This window comes from Cryptosporangium sp. NPDC051539, assembly GCF_044454545.1.
Classification (GTDB): domain Bacteria; phylum Actinomycetota; class Actinomycetes; order Mycobacteriales; family Cryptosporangiaceae; genus Cryptosporangium.
Genome location: NZ_JBITDV010000008.1, coordinates 305,869 through 323,849 on the forward strand (window position 1 = coordinate 305,869; position 17,981 = coordinate 323,849).

At 71.7% G+C, this 17,981-nt stretch carries 15 protein-coding genes; all 15 read right to left on the reverse strand.

Features of this window, described 5'->3' with window-relative positions:
- Positions 1-483: 483 nt before the first annotated feature.
- Entirely contained in the window at positions 484-1,326 is an 843-nt protein-coding gene (locus tag ACIBZJ_RS25670) for a DivIVA domain-containing protein (protein ID WP_395933752.1), read from the reverse strand.
- 43 nt (positions 1,327-1,369) lie between these two features.
- Positions 1,370-1,669 carry a YggT family protein gene (locus ACIBZJ_RS25675; RefSeq protein ID WP_073250795.1) on the reverse strand — a complete coding sequence of 100 codons (300 nt, stop codon included), beginning with the start codon at positions 1,667-1,669 and terminating at the stop codon, positions 1,370-1,372.
- Between the two features lie 14 nt (positions 1,670-1,683).
- Positions 1,684-2,289: a cell division protein SepF gene (locus tag ACIBZJ_RS25680; protein WP_395933754.1), complete on the reverse strand. Its 606-nt coding sequence runs from the start codon at positions 2,287-2,289 to the stop codon at positions 1,684-1,686.
- A gap of 73 nt (positions 2,290-2,362) precedes the next feature.
- A complete protein-coding gene (locus ACIBZJ_RS25685) occupies positions 2,363-3,103 on the reverse strand; it encodes a YggS family pyridoxal phosphate-dependent enzyme (RefSeq protein WP_395933756.1) in 741 nt (246 codons plus the stop codon).
- Between the two features lie 139 nt (positions 3,104-3,242).
- Positions 3,243-4,394, reverse strand: a complete 1,152-nt coding sequence (gene ftsZ / locus ACIBZJ_RS25690; protein WP_395933758.1) for a cell division protein FtsZ — start codon at positions 4,392-4,394, stop codon at positions 3,243-3,245.
- Between the two features lie 363 nt (positions 4,395-4,757).
- The gene (locus ACIBZJ_RS25695) at positions 4,758-5,528 is read right to left on the reverse strand and encodes a cell division protein FtsQ/DivIB (protein ID WP_395933760.1); all 771 of its coding nucleotides are present in this window, start codon (positions 5,526-5,528) and stop codon (positions 4,758-4,760) included.
- Positions 5,529-5,618: 90 nt separating this feature from the next.
- Positions 5,619-7,034: a UDP-N-acetylmuramate--L-alanine ligase gene (gene murC / locus ACIBZJ_RS25700; RefSeq protein WP_395933762.1), complete on the reverse strand. Its 1,416-nt coding sequence runs from the start codon at positions 7,032-7,034 to the stop codon at positions 5,619-5,621.
- On the reverse strand, positions 7,031-8,146 hold the full coding sequence (gene murG, locus ACIBZJ_RS25705) for an undecaprenyldiphospho-muramoylpentapeptide beta-N-acetylglucosaminyltransferase (RefSeq protein WP_395933764.1): 1,116 nt from the start codon (positions 8,144-8,146) through the stop codon (positions 7,031-7,033). Before murG ends, murC begins: the two co-directional genes overlap by 4 nt.
- Complete coding sequence (ftsW, locus tag ACIBZJ_RS25710; protein ID WP_395933766.1) at positions 8,143-9,471, reverse strand: putative lipid II flippase FtsW; 1,329 nt, start codon at positions 9,469-9,471, stop codon at positions 8,143-8,145. Before ftsW ends, murG begins: the two co-directional genes overlap by 4 nt.
- Position 9,472: 1 nt before the next feature.
- Positions 9,473-10,852 carry a UDP-N-acetylmuramoyl-L-alanine--D-glutamate ligase gene (murD, locus tag ACIBZJ_RS25715; RefSeq protein ID WP_395933768.1) on the reverse strand — a complete coding sequence of 460 codons (1,380 nt, stop codon included), beginning with the start codon at positions 10,850-10,852 and terminating at the stop codon, positions 9,473-9,475.
- The gene (gene mraY, locus ACIBZJ_RS25720) at positions 10,852-11,925 is read right to left on the reverse strand and encodes a phospho-N-acetylmuramoyl-pentapeptide-transferase (RefSeq protein ID WP_395933770.1); all 1,074 of its coding nucleotides are present in this window, start codon (positions 11,923-11,925) and stop codon (positions 10,852-10,854) included. Before mraY ends, murD begins: the two co-directional genes overlap by 1 nt.
- Positions 11,922-13,337, reverse strand: a complete 1,416-nt coding sequence (gene murF / locus ACIBZJ_RS25725) for a UDP-N-acetylmuramoyl-tripeptide--D-alanyl-D-alanine ligase (RefSeq protein WP_395933772.1) — start codon at positions 13,335-13,337, stop codon at positions 11,922-11,924. The genes mraY and murF overlap by 4 nt, the downstream gene beginning before the upstream one ends.
- Positions 13,334-14,896, reverse strand: a complete 1,563-nt coding sequence (locus ACIBZJ_RS25730) for a UDP-N-acetylmuramoyl-L-alanyl-D-glutamate--2,6-diaminopimelate ligase (RefSeq protein ID WP_395933774.1) — start codon at positions 14,894-14,896, stop codon at positions 13,334-13,336. The genes murF and ACIBZJ_RS25730 overlap by 4 nt, the downstream gene beginning before the upstream one ends.
- 22 nt (positions 14,897-14,918) lie before the next feature.
- Positions 14,919-17,426, reverse strand: a complete 2,508-nt coding sequence (locus ACIBZJ_RS25735; RefSeq protein WP_395933776.1) for a penicillin-binding transpeptidase domain-containing protein — start codon at positions 17,424-17,426, stop codon at positions 14,919-14,921.
- A complete protein-coding gene (locus ACIBZJ_RS25740) occupies positions 17,426-17,869 on the reverse strand; it encodes a cell division protein FtsL (RefSeq protein ID WP_395933778.1) in 444 nt (147 codons plus the stop codon). The genes ACIBZJ_RS25735 and ACIBZJ_RS25740 overlap by 1 nt, the downstream gene beginning before the upstream one ends.
- Positions 17,870-17,981: the final 112 nt, after the last annotated feature.

Here is a 17,981-nt window from a genome sequence, read left to right on the forward strand (position 1 = left end):
AGGGCGCGCGTACTCCTGCCGACCACCGTCAGGCCGCGCGGAATCCCGACGCGCCTGGTCGGCCCCCGAGCGCTCGCCGGACGGCGAAGCCGGAGCTCCGGTGGGTCGGTACGGCTCCTGCCGGTACTCCGGCGGCCGGTATTCCCCGTCCCGGCGGTACTGCGAATCCTCGGAGCCCTGCTCCGCGGATTCCCCCACGGCCATGAGCCGCTCCGCCTTGACCCGTAAGAGCGCAGGCTGCTCGGACGGCTCCTCTTCCGGGACCTCTCCCGCAGCCACCGAGGCGCGAGCGCGTTGCCGGCGGATGCCGAACGCCAGAAACACGCCCGCGACGAGGCAGGTTGCGATGGAGCCCAGAACGAGGCCGTCGTTCGGCTGCACGACTCCCGCACCCAGAAGCACGGCAGACGCGCACACGAAGAGGAGGCTGACGACGATCACGGCGTAGCAGAATCCTGGCCCATGGCCTCGACCAGACCCAGGTCAGCGACCGTGGGTGTCGGCGACGTCTCCGGACCGGGGCAATCCGGCATGCGGACCCCCGAACGCACCGGACAAGCTGGAGGTACCGACACCCTCGCGGCTGATCTCCGCCTCGGTCGCCTGGCCACGAGCCTCGAGGTCACGCAGCTGGCTCTCCAGGTAGGCCTTGAGCCGGGTGCGGTACTCGCGCTCGAACGCCTTCAGCTGCTCGATGTGCTTCTGCAGTGCCGTGCGCTTCGCCTCGAGGCCGCCCATTGCCTCCTGGTGACGCTGCCGAGCGTCCCGCTCCAGCGCTTCGGCCTTCGCCCGGGCGTCCCGGGTGAGTTCCTCGGCGTTGGACCGGGCCTCGGAGAGAAGCTTGTCGGCCTCACGGCGGGCGTCCGCCACGTGGTCGTCAGCCGTCCGCTGCGCGAGCATGAGCACCCGCAGTGCCTTCTCACCCTGGTCGTCGCTGCCGGGAACGGCGGGCAGCACGGAACCGGTGTTCTGGCTCTGCGCGGCGGCGCTCTGCGCCTGCTGCTGTGCAGCCGCGGCGGCCTGCTTGGCCTGCTGGGTCTCCTGCCGGAGACGGTCGACCTGCTGCTTGAGCTCGCCGTTCTCGGCGTGCAAGCGGCGCACGTCGGGGTCGGCCCCCGGCGCGGCGGTGGGCGCAGCCGTCGCCGGACCACCGGTGCGGCCGCGCTCGACCTGCGCCTTGAGGTCGTTGTTCTCCTCGATCAGCCGAGCGAGCTCCCGCTCCACCTCGTCGAGGAAGGCGTCGACGTCGTCCTCGTCGTAACCGCGTTTACCGATCGGCGGTTTCTTGAAGACGACGTTATGAACGTCGGCGGGGGTCAGCGGCATCGAAACTCCTCCGGACACGTCGGGGTGGCTGGACGGCGTGGGGTCAGTATGACGTCTCTGACAGCCGTCGGACCACGCTCATGAGGATGGTGACGATCATGAGCAGCAACAGGAAACCGAGGTCGAGGCTAACGCTCCCGATCCTCAGCGGGGGGATCACCCGGCGCAACGCTTTGAGCGGCGGATCTGTGGTGCTGTACACGACCTCGAGAGCAGCAGACGCCGCGCGGCCCGGCCTCCAGCGCCGCGCGAACACGAGCACGTACTCCGCTACAAGTCGCCCGAGAAGTACCAAAAGGAACAAATACAGCAGCAGGTAGGCGAGCTGCCACACGAGCAACACGGAGTACGACGTCCTTAGCTCTGGTTGAAGAATCCGCCCTCGGCGATCCGTGCCTTGTCCTCCGCGGTAACGGTGACATTGGCCGGCGAGAGCAGGAAGACCCGGTTGGTCACGCGCTCGATGCTACCGCGAAGGCCGAAAGTAAGTCCGGCCGCGAAGTCAACCAGTCGCTTAGCATCCGCCTCGTCCATTTCGGTGAGGTTCAGGATCACCGGAATGTGATTACGGAACTGCTCTCCGATCATCCGAGCTTCGTTGTAGTTCGTCGGATGAAGCGTGGTGATCCGGTACGACGTCTCGTCTGGCGCGCTCACGTCACTCACCACCGACCTCTCGTGAAGTGACAGCTGCGGCGCGAGGGCCAGGTTGTCGTGTGTCGGCGGCGCCGGCGTAGCGGGCATCCGGCTGACCGGGCGACTCGCCGTGCGCTCCAGCCGAGCGGGGCGTGCCGCCGGCTCCTCGAACTCGTCCTCATAGGTGTCGAGGTCGTCGTCCGCGTAGCGACGCTCGTCGAAGCGACGGCCGTCGTATCGGCCGTCCTCGTACCGAGGGTCGTCTTCGTAGCGCGGGTCGTCCTCAACGAGGCCGAGCCAGACGCCTGCCTTCCGCCATGCACCCATGGAGCGCCCCCTCCTCCTCGACGTGACGATCAGCTGAGCCGAATCTAAATGACACGCGTGTAATTCCGCATTTTCAAGGCCTCACACTAGCGTGTCCGGACACCCGTTTCCCGAGCAAAGCGGATCCGACACGCACATGTGTTGCTCCGTGTCGGACTGCCGACTCGAGGTCGCCGCTCATTCCAGCCGAAATCCACGTCGATCCCGGGTGTGTCGCGCGGAGCTCGGCGCTGAGCTCGGCCAGCCGGGTGAAGGCCCGGTCGGGCTCCCCACCCAGGGGTGCGACCGCCATCACTCCGGCCAGCCGCAGCGCCGGCGTGTCGGCGACCGCGTCCGCGAGCGCGGCCACTCCGGACGGAGCCACCCCGCCGCGGCCGGCCGCCTCGCCGTCACCCAAGTCCACCTGGAGCAAAACGTCCAGCGGTCGGTCCCGCACTTTTTCGGACGCGGTCCCGAGCGCCGACGCCAGCTCCGGACGATCCACACTGTGGACGACGTCGGCATACCGGACGACCGAGCGCGCCTTGTTGCGCTGGAGCTGGCCGACGAAGTGCCACCGCACGTCGAGATCGGGCAGTTCCGCGTGCTTGGCGCGGGCCTCCTGGTCCTTGTTCTCCGCGACGTCGCGGACGCCGAGTAACACCAGCGCCGCCACGTCGCTCGCGGGCCACGTCTTGGTGACCGCGATCAGCGTCACGTCGCCCGGCGCTCGTCCGGCGCCGGCACACGCGGCCGCGATCCGGCCCCGGACGTCGGCGAGACCCTCGGCCAGTTCGGCCCGTCGCACGTCCGACGCCGACGCCGACGGGGTCATCGTGCCCCACCCTCGAGGACGGGGATGCCGATCGATGAATGGAACTTCACACCGGTCAGGACATGCATGAAGTTCCACCCATCCGCCGCACCACCGTCAGCCGGCCGCCCGGCGGAGCCGGTGCGGCCGGCCGACGAGGTCACGCCCCGTTCTTGAGGAAGTCGGGGACGTCGACGTCGTCGAAGATCACACGCTTCGGGGCCGGAGCCGGCGGCTGCGGAGCCGGAGCAGCGGACACCGGCTGGTTGGCCGGCTGACGCGGCGCGTACCCCGACTGGTCGGTGTAGCGCTGCTGGTGCTGGTCGGCGTAGGACACCCGGGTGGTCGCGGCCCGGTAGGCCGGCGCGCCGCTGTCGAATCCGGCCGCGATGACCGTGACCCGGACCTCGTCGCCGAGCGCGTCGTCGATGACCGTTCCGAAGATGATGTTCGCGTCCTGATGGGCGGCGTCCGCGACCAGCGAGGCAGCCTCGTTGATCTCGAACAGCCCCAGGTCCGACCCGCCGGCGATGGAGAGCAGCACGCCGTGCGCACCCTCCATGCTGGCCTCCAGCAGCGGGCTGGAGATCGCGGCCTCGGCGGCCTCGACGGCACGGTTCTCCCCGCGCGCACTCCCTATTCCCATCAACGCCGAGCCCGCGCCGCTCATGACCGACTTCACGTCGGCGAAGTCGAGGTTGATCAGACCCGGCGTGGTGATCAGGTCGGTGATGCCCTGGACGCCCTGCAGGAGGACCTGGTCGGCCATCTTGAAGGCGTCCATCATGCTGATGTCGCGATCGCCGAGCGAGAGCAGCCGGTCGTTCGGGATGACTATCAGCGTGTCGCACTCGTTGCGCAGATCGTCGATACCGGTTTCGGCCTGGACGGCGCGGCGACGGCCCTCGAACGCGAACGGACGCGTCACGACGCCGATCGTCAGCGCGCCGAGCTTGCGGGCGATGCTGGCGACGACCGGCGCGCCGCCGGTGCCCGTCCCGCCGCCCTCTCCGGCGGTGACGAACACCATGTCCGCGCCTTTGAGGACTTCTTCGATCTCGTCCTTGTGGTCTTCGGCAGCCTTGCGGCCGACGTCCGGGTTGGCCCCGGCGCCGAGGCCGCGGGTCAGTTCACGGCCGACGTCGAGCTTGACGTCGGCGTCGCTCATCAACAGTGCCTGCGCATCGGTGTTGATCGCGATGAATTCGACCCCTTTGAGGCCCACCTCGATCATCCGGTTGACGGCGTTGACGCCACCGCCGCCGATGCCGACGACCTTGATGACCGCCAGGTAGTTGTGCGGAGGTGTCATCGGTGTGCCTTCCCTAAGCAGTGCGCATGGTCCCATGAGGGCGACCCAGCTTCACGCGGCCGAACTCTCACCCTCTAGTAGAGCGTTACTATTATGTCAAGTGTTGATGTGATGGGACGGTAAGCGTCCACGCGGGAGTGATTCAAGCAGCCACGCGGGCGTGTCTCGGGAGGATCGCGGGGCCCGCCCCGACTCGACCGTCTATGCAACATTGTTCCCCATACGGGTTGAATGTCCAAAGTGATCGCTGTTGGTCCGGATCTGAACACTCAGACCGGACAAGCCTTGCGCAACCCCGTCCGGTCCGCCACCCCGGCCCGTCCCTCATCCTGAGGCTGAGGTCCACTTGTCAATGAGCACTGTTTAGCGCACGGTCACCACGTCCGGTGCACTGACGTCGATCCGTTTCCCGGACTCCCCCAGCAGGGCCGTGGCGATCGTCGCCTTGCGAGGGCTGTCGTCGGCGGTGCCCCAGAACACCACCCGGTCGTCGTCCAGGCGGACTTCGACCCGCTGCGGGGAGTTCGCGACGACGGCGGTGGCCACCTCGCGCAGCGGCTTCGTGAGCGCGACCGCGACCGTGAGCGCCGCGTGGGTGGCCGGATCGCCCTCGGCCGGCTTCTTCACCCGGATCAGCGGCAGCCCGGCCGGGCGCGCGGTCACCGTCCGGAACGGAAATCCGCCCGCGTCGATCAGCACGAACTGCTTGCCCCGCTGGGCCACCGCGACCGCCGTGCGCTCGGCGACCGTCACCACGACCGTGTTCGGCCACGCCCGCCGCACCTGCACCGAGGCCACCGCGGGCAGTGCGCGGATCCGGGCCGCCGCGGCAGCGGTGTCGAGCCGCGCCAGCGGCGTCCCGACCGGGATCGCCGCCGCGCGGGCGACCTGCTCCGCGGTCACCGTCCGCTCGCCACGCACCGAGACCGTCCGGACGCCGAGCAGCGCCGAGCCCAGCAGCGCCCAGACCGCCACTGAGGCCACCACGACGACGCCGGCCACAAGGGCGTAGGGCGCGACCGCGCGGAGGCCCCTACGGCCACGACGGAGGGCGCGCCGGCCACCGGCTCTGGCCGTGGTCGTGGCCGCGTCCCGGCGGAGGCGCCAGCGGCGCGCCGGCCGGTCGGGCTTCACGATGCGATCCTCCCGGGAGTCGGCCGCCGATCCCCCGGCGATAACCGCGACACTCTAGCCCGGACGGTCGGGCCGGCCCGTGCGCCACGCTCACCGATCGACGCGCTGCTCTTCCAGTGCAGCCAGGATCTCGGTGCCGAGCATGGAGATCGGCGGCGCTCCCATCGTCACGACGAGGTCGCCGGGGCGGGCCCGGCGCACGACCTCCGGAGCGACCGCCGACCAGGACGGTTCGAACACCACGTCTTCGCGCGGCAGCGGGACCGCCCGGGCCAGCGGCGCGCCGCCCTCGCCCGGTGCGCGCTCCTCGCCCGGCCCGAAGACCTCCATGACGACGACCTGGTCGGCCATCCCCAGCGACTCGGCGATCTCGTCCAGGAACGCGACCGTGCGGTACATCCGGTAGGGCTGGAACGCGACGATCAGCTGGCCGGTGCCGGCCAGCGTGCGCAACGTCGAGATCGCGGCCGTCATCGACGTCGGGTGGTAGGCGTACTCGTCGTACACCCGGACGCCGGCCGCCACGCCCTTCAGCTCGAACCGCCGCCGGACGCCCCGGAACTGGGCCAGCGACTCCACCGCCTTGGCCGGCTCCAGCTCGAGCTTCATCGCGGTCAGCAGCGCGGCCGCCGAGTTCAGCGCCAGGTGGACACCGGGGACCGGCACGCTCACCGCGCCGATCTTCGTGCCGTCCAGCACCGCGACGTACGAGGTTCCGGCCACGTCGCTGGCCTCCTCGGCCAGCCGCAGGTCGGCGTCGACCGAGCGTCCGTAGGTGAAGACGCGGCGGCCGGTCGACCGGGCGTAGTCACCGAGACGCGCAGCGCCCTCGTCGTCGGCGCAGACGACGACGAAGCCCTTCGGGTCGACGCGGTCGATGAACTCGCGGAAAGCGGCCTCGAGCCCGGCCATGTCGCCGTAGGTGTTGAGATGGTCGGCCTCGAGGTTGGTGATGATCGCCACGTACGGCGCGTAGAGCAGGAACGAGCGGTCGCTCTCGTCGGCCTCGATGATGAAGTGCGGCCCGGAGCCGTGGTGCGCGCCGACGCCCGCGTCGGCGAACTCGCCGCCGATGAAGAACGACGGGTCGACGCCGCAGTGCTGCAGCACGGTGGTGACCATCGACGTGGTCGTGGTCTTGCCGTTGGTGCCGGCGACCGCGATGCCCTGGCGCCCGTTCATCGCGGTGACCAGCGCCTCGGCGCGGTGCAGCACGCGCAGGCCGCGTCGCCGGGCCTCGACCAGCTCGACGTTGTCGGCCGGGATCGCGGTCGAGTACACGACCGTGTCGACGCCGTCCAGGTTCCCGGCCGCCTGTCCGAGATGGATCCTCGCACCGAGCGCGCGCAGCGTCTCCAGCGCGGGCCACTCCTTGATGTCGCTGCCGCTGACCGGGATGCCACGGGTGAGCAGCAGCCGGGCGACGCCGAGCATGCCGACGCCCCCGATGCCGATCACGTGCACCCGGCCGAGGTCCTCGGCCGTCAGGTTCGCGAGGTCCGTCACGCCTGCTCCTCCGCACGCTGGTTCTCGCGCACCGCCTGGTAGACCAGGGCGAGCAGCGCCTCGTCACCGTCCCGGCGACCGTATCCGGCTGCCGCGCGGCCCATGGCGGCTATCCGGTCGGGTTCACTCAACAGCGGTATCACGTTCTCCTCCAGCCAGGGTGCGGACAACTCCGCGTCTTCCACCAGCAGGCCGCCACCCGCGCGGGTCACCGGCAGCGCGTTGCGCCGCTGCTCGCCGTTGCCGTGCGGGTACGGGACGTAGACCGCGGGCAGCCCGACCGCGGCCACCTCGGCGCAGGTCAGCGCGCCACCGCGGCAGAGCATCAGGTCGGCGGCGGCGTACCCGAGGTCCATCCGGTCGAGGAACGGGAGCGTCACGTACTTCGTACCGCTGGGCTCGGGCATGATGTCGAGCGTGTTGCGGGCCCCGATCACGTGCAACACCTGGATGTTCGCGGCCCCCAGCGCCTTCGCGGCGGCGGTGACGGCGAGGTTCAGCGAGCGGGCGCCCTGCGAACCGCCGGAGACGAACAGCACCGGCTTGTCGTGGTCGAGCCCGAAGTGCTCACGGGCGGCGGCGCGGGCCGCCGACCGGTCGAGCGTGGAGATCGTGCGCCGCAGCGGCACCCCGACGACCGTGCCGTTGCGCAGCGTGACGTGCTCGCCGCCGAGACCGACGAACGGCGTGAAGCGCGCGCCCACCTTGTTGGCGATACCGGCCGGGTCGTTCACCTCGTGGACGACGGCCGGGATCTTGTTCTTGCGGGCGGCCAGATAGGCCGGCAGCGCCACGTACCCTCCGAAGCCGACGACGACCTCGGCCTCGACCTTGTCGAGCACCTCGCCGACCGCGGCGACGGCCTTGCGGATCCGGCCCGGCGTGCGCGCCAGATCCGCGTTCGGACGCCGGGGCAGCGGATACGCCGGGACGAGTTCCAGATCCCAGCCGCGGGCCGGGATGATCTCGGTCTCCAGGCCCTTCGGTGTGCCGAGGCAGGTGATCCGGGCGTCCGGGTGGTACCGGCGGATGCACTCGGCCAGCGCCAGCGCCGGCTCGATGTGTCCGCCCGTCCCGCCACCGGCGAGGACGACCGATCGCAACACGGTCACCGACGACCTCCTGTACGTGTTCGGTGAGTGGACCGGCCTAAGGGGCGCCCGGCCCGCCCAGACCGTAACGCCTGCCGCGCCCGCCCGGGTCGGCCGGGCAGCTCCGGCATCGGGATGCCGGTCCAGCGCATCCACCAGGCGCGTCCGCGGGCGTGCAGTGCGAGCACGGCTTCGGGCTCGTGACGGGCGAAACTGGCCAGCATGCCGACGACGAACATCGTCAGCACCAGCGAGCTGCCGCCGGCCGAGATCAGCGGGAGCGGGACGCCGGTGATCGGCAGCAGTCCCACGACGCCCCCCATGTTGACGAGAGCCTGCCCGGCCAGCCAGACCGTACCGGCGGCGGCAACCAACCGTCGGAACGGGTCGTCCACCCGGCTGGCGACCCGGATACCGGCATAGGTCAGGACGCCGAACAGCGCCACGACGACCAGGCATCCGAGGACTCCGAGCTCCTCGCCGATGATCGCGAAGATGAAGTCGTTGTGCGCCTCGGGCAGGTGGCCCCACTTCTCCCGGCTCTGCCCGAGTCCCAGCCCCCACCAGCCGCCGGTGCCGAGCGAGTAGAAGCCCCGGACGACCTGGTAGCCGGCCTGGTCCTGGTGGGCGAACGGGTCGGTGAAGCTGGTCAGCCGGGAGATCCGCTCCGGGTTGCCGGCGATCAGCGGCACCAGCCCGACGACGCCGATCGCGCCCAGCGTCGCGAACACCCGGAACCGCACACCGGCTGTCCACAGCAGCGCGACGAGGATGAACAGCAGCAGGATCATGCCGCCGAAGTCCTCGATGCCGACGAGTCCGAACAGCACGACCGAACCGGCCAGCAGCGGCACCGCGAGGTGACGCCACTCGGTCAGCAGCGGACGCTTGCGCACCAGCACCGCCGATCCCCACAGCACCAGCGCGAGCTTCGCGACCTCGACCGGCTGGATCTGGACCGGGCCGATGGCCAGCCAGAGCTTGGCCCCGTTGACCTCTTTGCCGAAGAACGGCAGCAGCAGCAGGAGGATCACCGCGAGCACGACCAGTGGCCAGCCGAGCACGGTCCAGGCCCGCATCGGCAGGCGCAGCGCGAGCCAGAACGCCGGGAGCCCCATCAGCGCGAACGTCAGCTGCTTGATGAAGATCGTGAACGCGGAGCCGGAGTTCGCGTACGAGTCGATGCTGGAGGCGGAGAGCACCATGATCAGGCCCAGACCGAGCAGCAGCCCGGAACTGGCCAGCAGGAGGTAGTACGACGCCATCGGACGCCGCAGCAGCCCGCTGACGGCCTCCTTCGCCCTGACCGGAGAGCTGTGCTCGGTGAGCTCGGCCGGCGCCGCCACTTCAGCCGCCCGCGGCGAGCTTCTCGACCGCCTCGGCGAACGCCTGCCCGCGTGCAGCGTAGCTCGGGAACATGTCCAGCGACGCCGCGGCCGGCGCCAGCAGGACGGTGTCACCGGGATGGGCCAGCCCGGCGGCGGCAGCGACGACCTCGGTCATGGCACCATCATCGGTCCTCCGCACCTCGCGCACGGGGACGTGCGGCGCGTGTCGGCGCAACGCCTCGGCGACCTCGCCCCGGTCGGCCCCGAGCAGGACCGCGCCCGCCAGCCGGTCGGCCACCGCCGACACCAACGGTTCGATGTCGACGCCCTTGAGCTGACCACCGGCGATCCAGACGATGCGCGGGTACGCGCGCAGCGACGCCTCGGCCGCGTGCGGGTTGGTGGCCTTGCTGTCGTCGACCCAGGTCACGTCGGGTCCGGCCAGCACCACGGAGTTGCGGTGCGGTTCCGGCAGATAGGTCGCCAGCCCGTCGGCCACCGCCTCCGGAGCGACGCCGTACGCCCGGGCCAGCCCGGCCGCGGCCAGTGCGTTGGCGACGTTGTGCGCGCCCGGCGGCCGCACGTCGCCGATCGTCCCGACGGCGGCGGCCTCCGACGGGTCGCCGGTGAACGCCCGGTCGACCAGCAGGTCTTCGACGACGCCCAGTTCGCCCGGCGCCGGGGCCCGCAGCGTGAAGCCGACCCGCCGGCCCGGTGCTTTCGCCAGCAGCGCGGCCACCAGCGCGTCGTCGGCGTTGCCCACCGCGGTGGTGTCGGCGAAGTTCCAGAGCTTGGCCTTGGCCGCCGAGTACGCCGCGAAGTCGCCGTGCCAGGACAGGTGGTCGTCGGCCAGGTTGAGCAGCGCGGCCGCTCGCGGGGCCAGCGTCGAGGACCAGTGCAGCTGGTAGCTGGAGAGCTCCACCGCGAGGACGTCGTAGCCGACCGGGTCGAGCACCGCGTCGATCAGCGGCATGCCGATGTTGCCGACGGCCAGCGTCCGCAGCCCGGCCGCCTTCAGGATCGTCGCGAGCATCGTGACCGTGGTCGTCTTGCCGTTGGTACCGGTCACCGCCAGCCACGGGGCCGCACCGGCGGGCCGCAGCCGCCAGGCCAGCTCCGGTTCGCTGTAGACCTCGATCCCCGCGGCGATCGGCGCGGCCAGCAGCGGATGGTCGGGCTTGAACCCCGGCGAGACCACGACCTCGTCGGTGTCGCCCGGGAGCGCGGCCGGGTCGACCAGCACCCCCACCCCGGTCTCGGCCAGCGTCTGCAGGGCCGTCGAGTCCTTCTGGTCGAACACCGTGACCCGCGCGCCCGCCACCTGCAGCGCCCGCGCCACCGCGGCACCGGTCACGCCGGTACCACCGACCAGGACGTGCCGGCCCGCGTACGCGCTCACTATTTCAGCGCGCCCAGGTAGTCGGCGAAGAAGACACCGAGACCGGCGGCCACGAAGAACCCGGCGATGATCCAGAATCTGACCACGATCGTGGTTTCTTGCCAGCCCGCCAGCTCGAAGTGGTGCTGCAGCGGCGCCATTCGGAACACCCGTTTACCGGTGCTGCGGAACGAGATGATCTGGATGACGACCGACATCGTCACGATGACGAACAGCCCGCCCAGGATCAGCAGCAGGAGCGTCGTCCGGGTGGTGAGGGCCAGGCCCGCGATCAGACCACCGATGCCCAGCGCGCCGGTGTCGCCCATGAACAGCCGCGCCGGTGGCGCGTTCCACCAGAGGAACCCGGCCAGCGCCCCGGCGGCCGCGGCCGCGATCAGCGCGGTGTCGAGCGGGTCGCGGACCTCGTAGCAGTAGCCGTTCGGGCCGGAGACCTCGCCGCAGATGTGCCGGTACTGCCAGAAACCGATCAGGATGTAGCCGGACAGCACCATGATCGACGGCCCGGTCGCCAGACCGTCCAGGCCGTCGGTGAGGTTCACGCCGTTGGCCGCCGCGATGACGACGAACGCGAAGAACAGCGCCGCGCCGACCTGGGTCAGGTTGGCCCAGTCGAGGTCGCGGGTGAACGAGAGCTTCTCGGACGCGATCGCCCAGCCGTTCTCGTCCGGCAGGTTCAGCGCGAGGAACGCGAACCCGGCCGCGACCACGGCCTGGCCGATCAGCTTGCCCCGCTTGTTCAGGCCGAGGCTGCGCTTCTTCCGGATCTTGATGAAGTCGTCGAGGAAGCCGACCAGCCCCATGCCGACGAACAGCCCGAGCAGCGTCACCGCGGTCGGGCTGACCCGGCCGTCACCGATCACGAGCTGGGCGACGATGTACGCGATCACCGTGGCCAGGATGAAGACGATGCCGCCCATCGTCGGCGTACCGCGCTTGGAGGCGTGGTGCTTCGGGCCGTCGTCGCGGATCTCCTGACCGAACTTCAGCTGGTGCAGGTACCGGATCGCGACCGGGGTACCGAAGATCGACACGACGAAGGCCACGAACGCCGCGGCCAGAACACTCTTCACGCCGGGACACCCCCGGCCGGCTCAGCCAGCGCGTCGACCACCCGGTCCAGGCGCGCCGACCGGGACGCCTTCACCAGCACCACGTCCCCCGGTGCGAGCTGCTCCTCGAGCAGCCGCACAGCGGCGTCCACGTCCGGCACGTGCACCGATTCCTCTCCCCAGGACCCTTCGAGTACCGCACCGGCGTGAACGGCACCCGCTTCGGGTCCCACCACGACCAGCCGGTCGATGTCGAGCCGCACGGCCAGCCGGCCGATCGCGTCGTGCTGTTCCCGGCTGGTCTCGCCCAGCTCGGCCATGAACCCGAGCACGGCCCAGGCTCTCCGACGGCCCTCCGACCGGACCGACATGGCCTTCAGCGCTTTCAGCGCGGCCCGCACCGAGTCCGGGTTCGCGTTGTAGCTGTCGTCGACGATCGTGACGCCGTCGGCCCGCTCGGTGACCTCCATCCGGCGCCGGCTCACCGGCACCGCGGCGGCCAGCACTTCGGCGATCTCGTCCGGCGCCAGGCCCAGCTCCAGGCCCACCGCGGCGGCCGCGAGCGCGTTGCCGACGTGGTGCTCGCCGTGCAGGCGCAGCGCGACCTTCGTGGTGGCGTCGCGGGCGTGCAGCAGGAAGCTCGGCCGTCCGGCCGCGTCCAGCTCGACGTCCGTCGCCCGCACGTCCGCGTCGGGTGCGACACCGACCAGCACGACGCGGGCCTTCGTCCGGTCGCGCATCGCGCGCACCCGGGGATCGTCCGCGTTCAAGATCGCCAGGCCGCCCGAGTTCCCGTCCGGCAGCGCCTCGACGAGCTCGCCCTTGGCCTGCGCGGTCACCTCGACCGTTCCGAACTCGCCGACGTGGGCGGTGCCGACGTTGAGGACGACGCCGATCCGCGGCGGCGCGATCTCGGTGAGCCAGCGGATGTGGCCGACACCACGGGCGCTCTTCTCCAGCACCAGGTACCGGGTGTCGTGGTCGGCGCGCAGCACGGTCCAGGGATGGCCGAGCTCGTTGTTGAACGAGCCCGGCGGCGCCACCGTCGGACCGAGCCTGCGCACGACCGCGGCCAGCAGGTCCTTCGTGGAGGTCTTCCCGCTCGACCCGGTCACCCCGATGATCGTCAGGTTCCCGAGCCGGTCGACGACCGCGCGAGCCAGCTTGCCCAGCGCGATCAGCGCGTCCTCGACCAGGATCGTCGGAACCGTCAGCGGCCGGGTGGCCAGCACGGCGACGACACCGGCCTCGATCGCACCGGCGGCGAAGTCGTGGCCGTCGACCCGGTCGCCCTCCAGCGCGACGAACAACCCGCCCGGCGTCACCCGCCGCGAGTCGTACTCGACCGTGCCGGTCACGACCGCGGCCGGGTCGCAGTTCCGGAGGTCACCGCCGGTCGCGGCCGCGACCTCGGCCAGCGTGAGCGGAATCATGCGTGTGCCCCCTGCTCGCGGGCCGTCAGCGCGGCGCCGAGGACCTCCCGGTCGTCGAACGGGTGCACCACTCCGGCGACCTCCTGGCCCTGCTCGTGTCCCTTGCCCAGTACGGCGACGCAATCTCCGGGCCGGGCCCGTTCGACCGCGGCCGCGATCGCCGCGGCGCGGTCACCGACCTCGATCACCTCGGCCCGCTCCGCGGCCGGTACCCGCGCCACCCCGGCCAGCATCGCCGCCCGGATCGCGGCCGGCTCCTCCGAGCGCGGATTGTCGTCCGTCGCCACGAACACGTCCGACGCGCGCGCGGCCGCTTCGCCCATCAGCGGACGCTTGCCCGCGTCCCGATCCCCGCCGCAGCCGAGCACGCAGATCAGCCGTCCGGACGTCACCGGGCGCAGCGCGGCCAGCGCGGCCGCCACCGAGCCCGGGTCGTGCGCGTAGTCGACGACGCCGACCGGGCCGCCCGGGCCGCCGACCCGTTCCATCCGGCCCGGGACCTGACCGGCGTGGGCCACCGCGTCCACCGCCGTGGCGGTCACAACCCCCACGGTGACCAGGAGGGCGATCGCCAGCAGCGCGTTCTCGACGCTGTACGCGCCGGGCATCGCGACCTGAGCGTTCGTGTCGGCCCCGCCGGGACCGGCCAGTGTGAAGTCCTGCACGAACGCGTCCGGCCCCCGCTCGACGACCCGCCAGTCGGCGCCGGGGTCACCGGCCGGCGAGACGGTGACGAGCTCCCCGGTCAGCCGCAGGTCGCCGTCACCGGCCCTGATCGCCGCGGCCAGGCGGTGGCCGGCGGCGTCGTCGGTGTTGACCACCGCGCGCCGCGAACGGCCGTCGAACAGCCGCGCCTTCGCGCGGAAGTAGTCTTCGACGTCCCGGTGGAAGTCGAGGTGGTCGGCGCCCAGGTTGGTGAACGCGCCGACCGCGAACCGCACCGCGGCGACCCGGTCGAGCGCCAGCGCGTGACTGGACACCTCCATCACGACCGCGGTGACGCCCCGCTCGCGCGCGACCGCCAGCAACGCCTGCAGATCCGGAGCCTCCGGCGTGGTGCGCGCCGAGTTCAGCCGCTCACCGGCGATCCGCGTCTCGACCGTGCCCAGCAGCGCGGTCCGGTGACCGGCCGCCCGCAATCCGGCCTCGACGAGATACGCCGTCGTCGTCTTGCCGTTCGTCCCCGTGATGCCGATGACGGTCAGCGACGCGCTCGGGTCGCCGTAGACGCGGGCGCTCACCGCGCCGAGCACGGCCCGCGGCCGGTCGACGACGATCAGCGGCAGCCCGGTCTCCCGCGCGAGTTCGACGCCGGCCGGGTCGGTGAGGATCGCGACCGCACCGGCTTCGGCGGCGCGGGCCGCGAAGCGCGCACCGTGCGTACGCGCGCCCGGCAGACCGGCGAACAGATCGCCGGGCCGGATCGCGGAGCTGTCGTGCGTCACCCCGGTGACGTCGGAAGACGGCTTCCCGATCAGGCGGCCACCGGCGATTTCCGCCAGCTCCACCACCGGGATTCCGGCCTCGACCGTAGGTCGCGGGACAGGGGCGTTGGACACGGGCACAGACCCTACCGCCGCCCTAGCCGTACAAGGTGATCGGTGGGGCCGGGGCGCCCGAGGGTGACACCCCGTAACGACGCAGCGTGAAACCCGCCAGGTCGGAGAACGTGGGTCCGGCGATGGCCCCGCCGACACCCTCCGGAGTGTGAATGAACACACTGATGACGTAGCGCGGGGAGTCGGCCGGGACGATGCCGATGAACGAGGTGACATTGCCCGGCATGTATTTGTTGCCTTCGGCGCGCTTTCCGGTACCGGTCTTGCCCGCGACGATGTACCCCGGAACGGCCGCCAGCGGCGCGGTCCCCTCCTTGGTCGCGATCGCGGTCATGTCGCGGACGACGGTCTCGGCGGCCTGCGCGCTGACGACCCGCTTCGGCTTCGCCCGCGGCATGGGCCGCACGGTGCCGTCCGGGCTCACGATGCTCTTGACGAGCTGCGGCTGCACCTTCATGCCGCCGTTGGCCAGCGTCGCGTAGATCGCGGTCATCTGCAGCGGGGTCGCCGCGACGCCGAGCCCGATCGGAATGGACCCGGCGGACGGGCCGCTCCAGTTCGCCGGAGGCTGCACGATGCCCGCGGACTCGCCGGGCAGCCCCACACCGGTCTTGGTGCCGAGGCCGAACGCGCGCTGGTAGGCGTAGAGCCGGTCGGCGCCGAGCCGGTCGGCGACCATGATCGTGCCGACGTTGCTGGACTGCGCGAGCACACCCATCAGCGTGTAGTCGGGCGATCCGTGCTTGTGGGTGTCCCGGTAGGTGACACCGCCCTTTTCGATCGTCTGCGGCAGTGTGAGGACCGAATCGGGCTTGATCACGCCGGCGTCCAGGCCGCCGCAGATCGTCAGCGCCTTGTGGACCGAGCCGGGCTCGACGATGGCGGTCGTCGCGAGGTCGAGCGTGGTGCCGGGCTTGGCGGTCGACGGGTTGGACGCGTCGTAGCTGGGCGAGCTGACCATCGCCCGGATCTCGCCGGTCTTCACGTCCATGACGATCGCCGAGCCGTTCCACGCCTTGGTGGCCTTGAGCCGGGCGGTGAGCAGCTTGTTCGCCTGGTACTGCAGGTCGCGGTCGAGCGTCAGCACGAGGTCGGAGCCGGCCTTGGCGGCGGTCGTCCGGTTGTAGCCGCCCGGGATCTCCTGACCCCCGGTGCCCTCGTCGTAGACCCGCTCGCCGTTGACGCCCTGGAGCACGTCGTTGAAGCCGGACTCGAGACCGGCCAGGCCGGTGCCGTCGGTGCCGGTGTAGCCGATGACGTTCGCGGCGAAGTCACCGCCGGCCACCTCGCGGACCTGGTCGGACTGGACGATCAGCCCGGGGATCTTCGTGCGGAGCCGGTTGACCGCGTCGCCGACCGCGAGCGACACCTTCTTCTTCAGGATCACGTAGCGGTTGGCGCTGCCGTCCGCGTGCTTGTCGTGGGAGAGCTTCTCCTCGACCTGCGCGGGCGTCATCTGCAGCAGCGGGGCGACGGCGGCGGCGACCTCGGACTTGTTCGCGATGTAGCCGGGGTCGGCGGCGATCGTCGCGCCTTCGACGTCGTGGGCCAGCGCGTTGCCGTCGCGGTCGAGGATCGCGCCGCGGGGCGCGTAGACCACCAGGCTGACCCGGCGGGAGTGTGCGGCGAGCTCGGCGTACTGAGTGCCCTCGGTGGTCTGGATCTGGACCAGGCGGCCGCCGACCGCGACGAACAACGCGAGCATGACCGCGAGCGAGATGCGCAGCCGTGCGTTCGGGTTGCCCAGGCGCGGGAGGTGCCTCCGTTGCCGTCGTGGAGGCGGCAGCGGGGGCATCCGGACCGACTGACGCCGCCCCGGTGGGGGTGCGCCGGTGGATTCCCACCGCGCGGAGCTGCTGCCGCGCCTCGGCCGGTCGTGCGGGGCGGGGCGGCGCCGCACCGGTTGCCCGCCACGCGGTGCCCGAGCCGGACCGGCCCGGCCCGTTCCGGCCGCGCTGCCCCGAGCACCGGCCGACGCGCTGCCGCGGCCGCCGCCCGACGCGCTGCCGCGCGCACCGCCCGACGCGCTGCCGCGCGCACCGCCCGACGTGCTGCCGCGCGCACCGGCCGACGTGCTGCCGCGGCCTCCTCCGGACGCGCTCTCGCGGGCACCGCTGGATGCGCTGTTGCGGGCGCCACCGCGGCTGTCGCCGGAAGGTGCCTTGCCGCCGCTGCCGGACGCAGCCGCACGGCCGGTGCCGGACGCACCGCTGCGGCTGGTGCCGGACATGCCGGTGCCGGACGCACCGCTGCGGCCGGTGCCGGACGTGCTGGTGCCGGACGCACCGCTGCGGCCGGCGGCTGACTTGGACCCGCCGGGCTTGGCCCGGTCAGGCTTGGCCCGGTCGGCATTGGACCCACCGGCCTTGGACCCACCGGGCTTGGCCCCATCGGGCTTGGCCGGGCCGCCCTCGCGGACGGTCTGGCCCCGGGGGTGGTACTGCTGAGCGTCCGACAGCGTCTGGCGGCGCGGTCGGAACGGCACGACGTTCTCGTCGGCGCGCCGTCGTTTCGGGGGCGGCGCTGCCATCACCGGTCCGCCGAGGGCGACGTGCTGGTCTCCCCCGGAGGCGACGTGCCGGGCTTCGGAGAACCCGCCGCCGCGTCGGACGCCGACGGAGTGGGCGACGGCGGCGCGGTGGCCGGGGCGGGCGTCCCCGCGACCTCCCCGTCGGGCAGCTTGACGAACCCGGGGTCACCAGCCGGCACGAGCCCCATCTTGCCGGCCCGCTCCTCGAGCTTCTTCGGCGACTCCTGGCTGTCCAGCGCCTGTTGCAGCCGCTGCTCCTCCTGGTCGAGCCGGTCCTGCCGGGTGTCGAGGTCGTGCAGCCGGAACGCGTTCTCGTTGACCGCGGTGTTCAGCAGCACCAGCCCGATCAGCCCCCCGATCGCCAGCGTCAGCACGAGGACGACGAACGGCGCCCGCGCCGACGCCGCCGACCGCCGGGACGGCACCGACGGCGACGGCGGCACGCTGATCGGAGCGGCGGACCGACGCCTGCTCTGCGCGGACCTGTCCCGCGCTGACCGGCGATCCGCCGGCCGGCCTTGCGCCGGAGCCTTCGGCGCGATCGGCCGTCCCTCG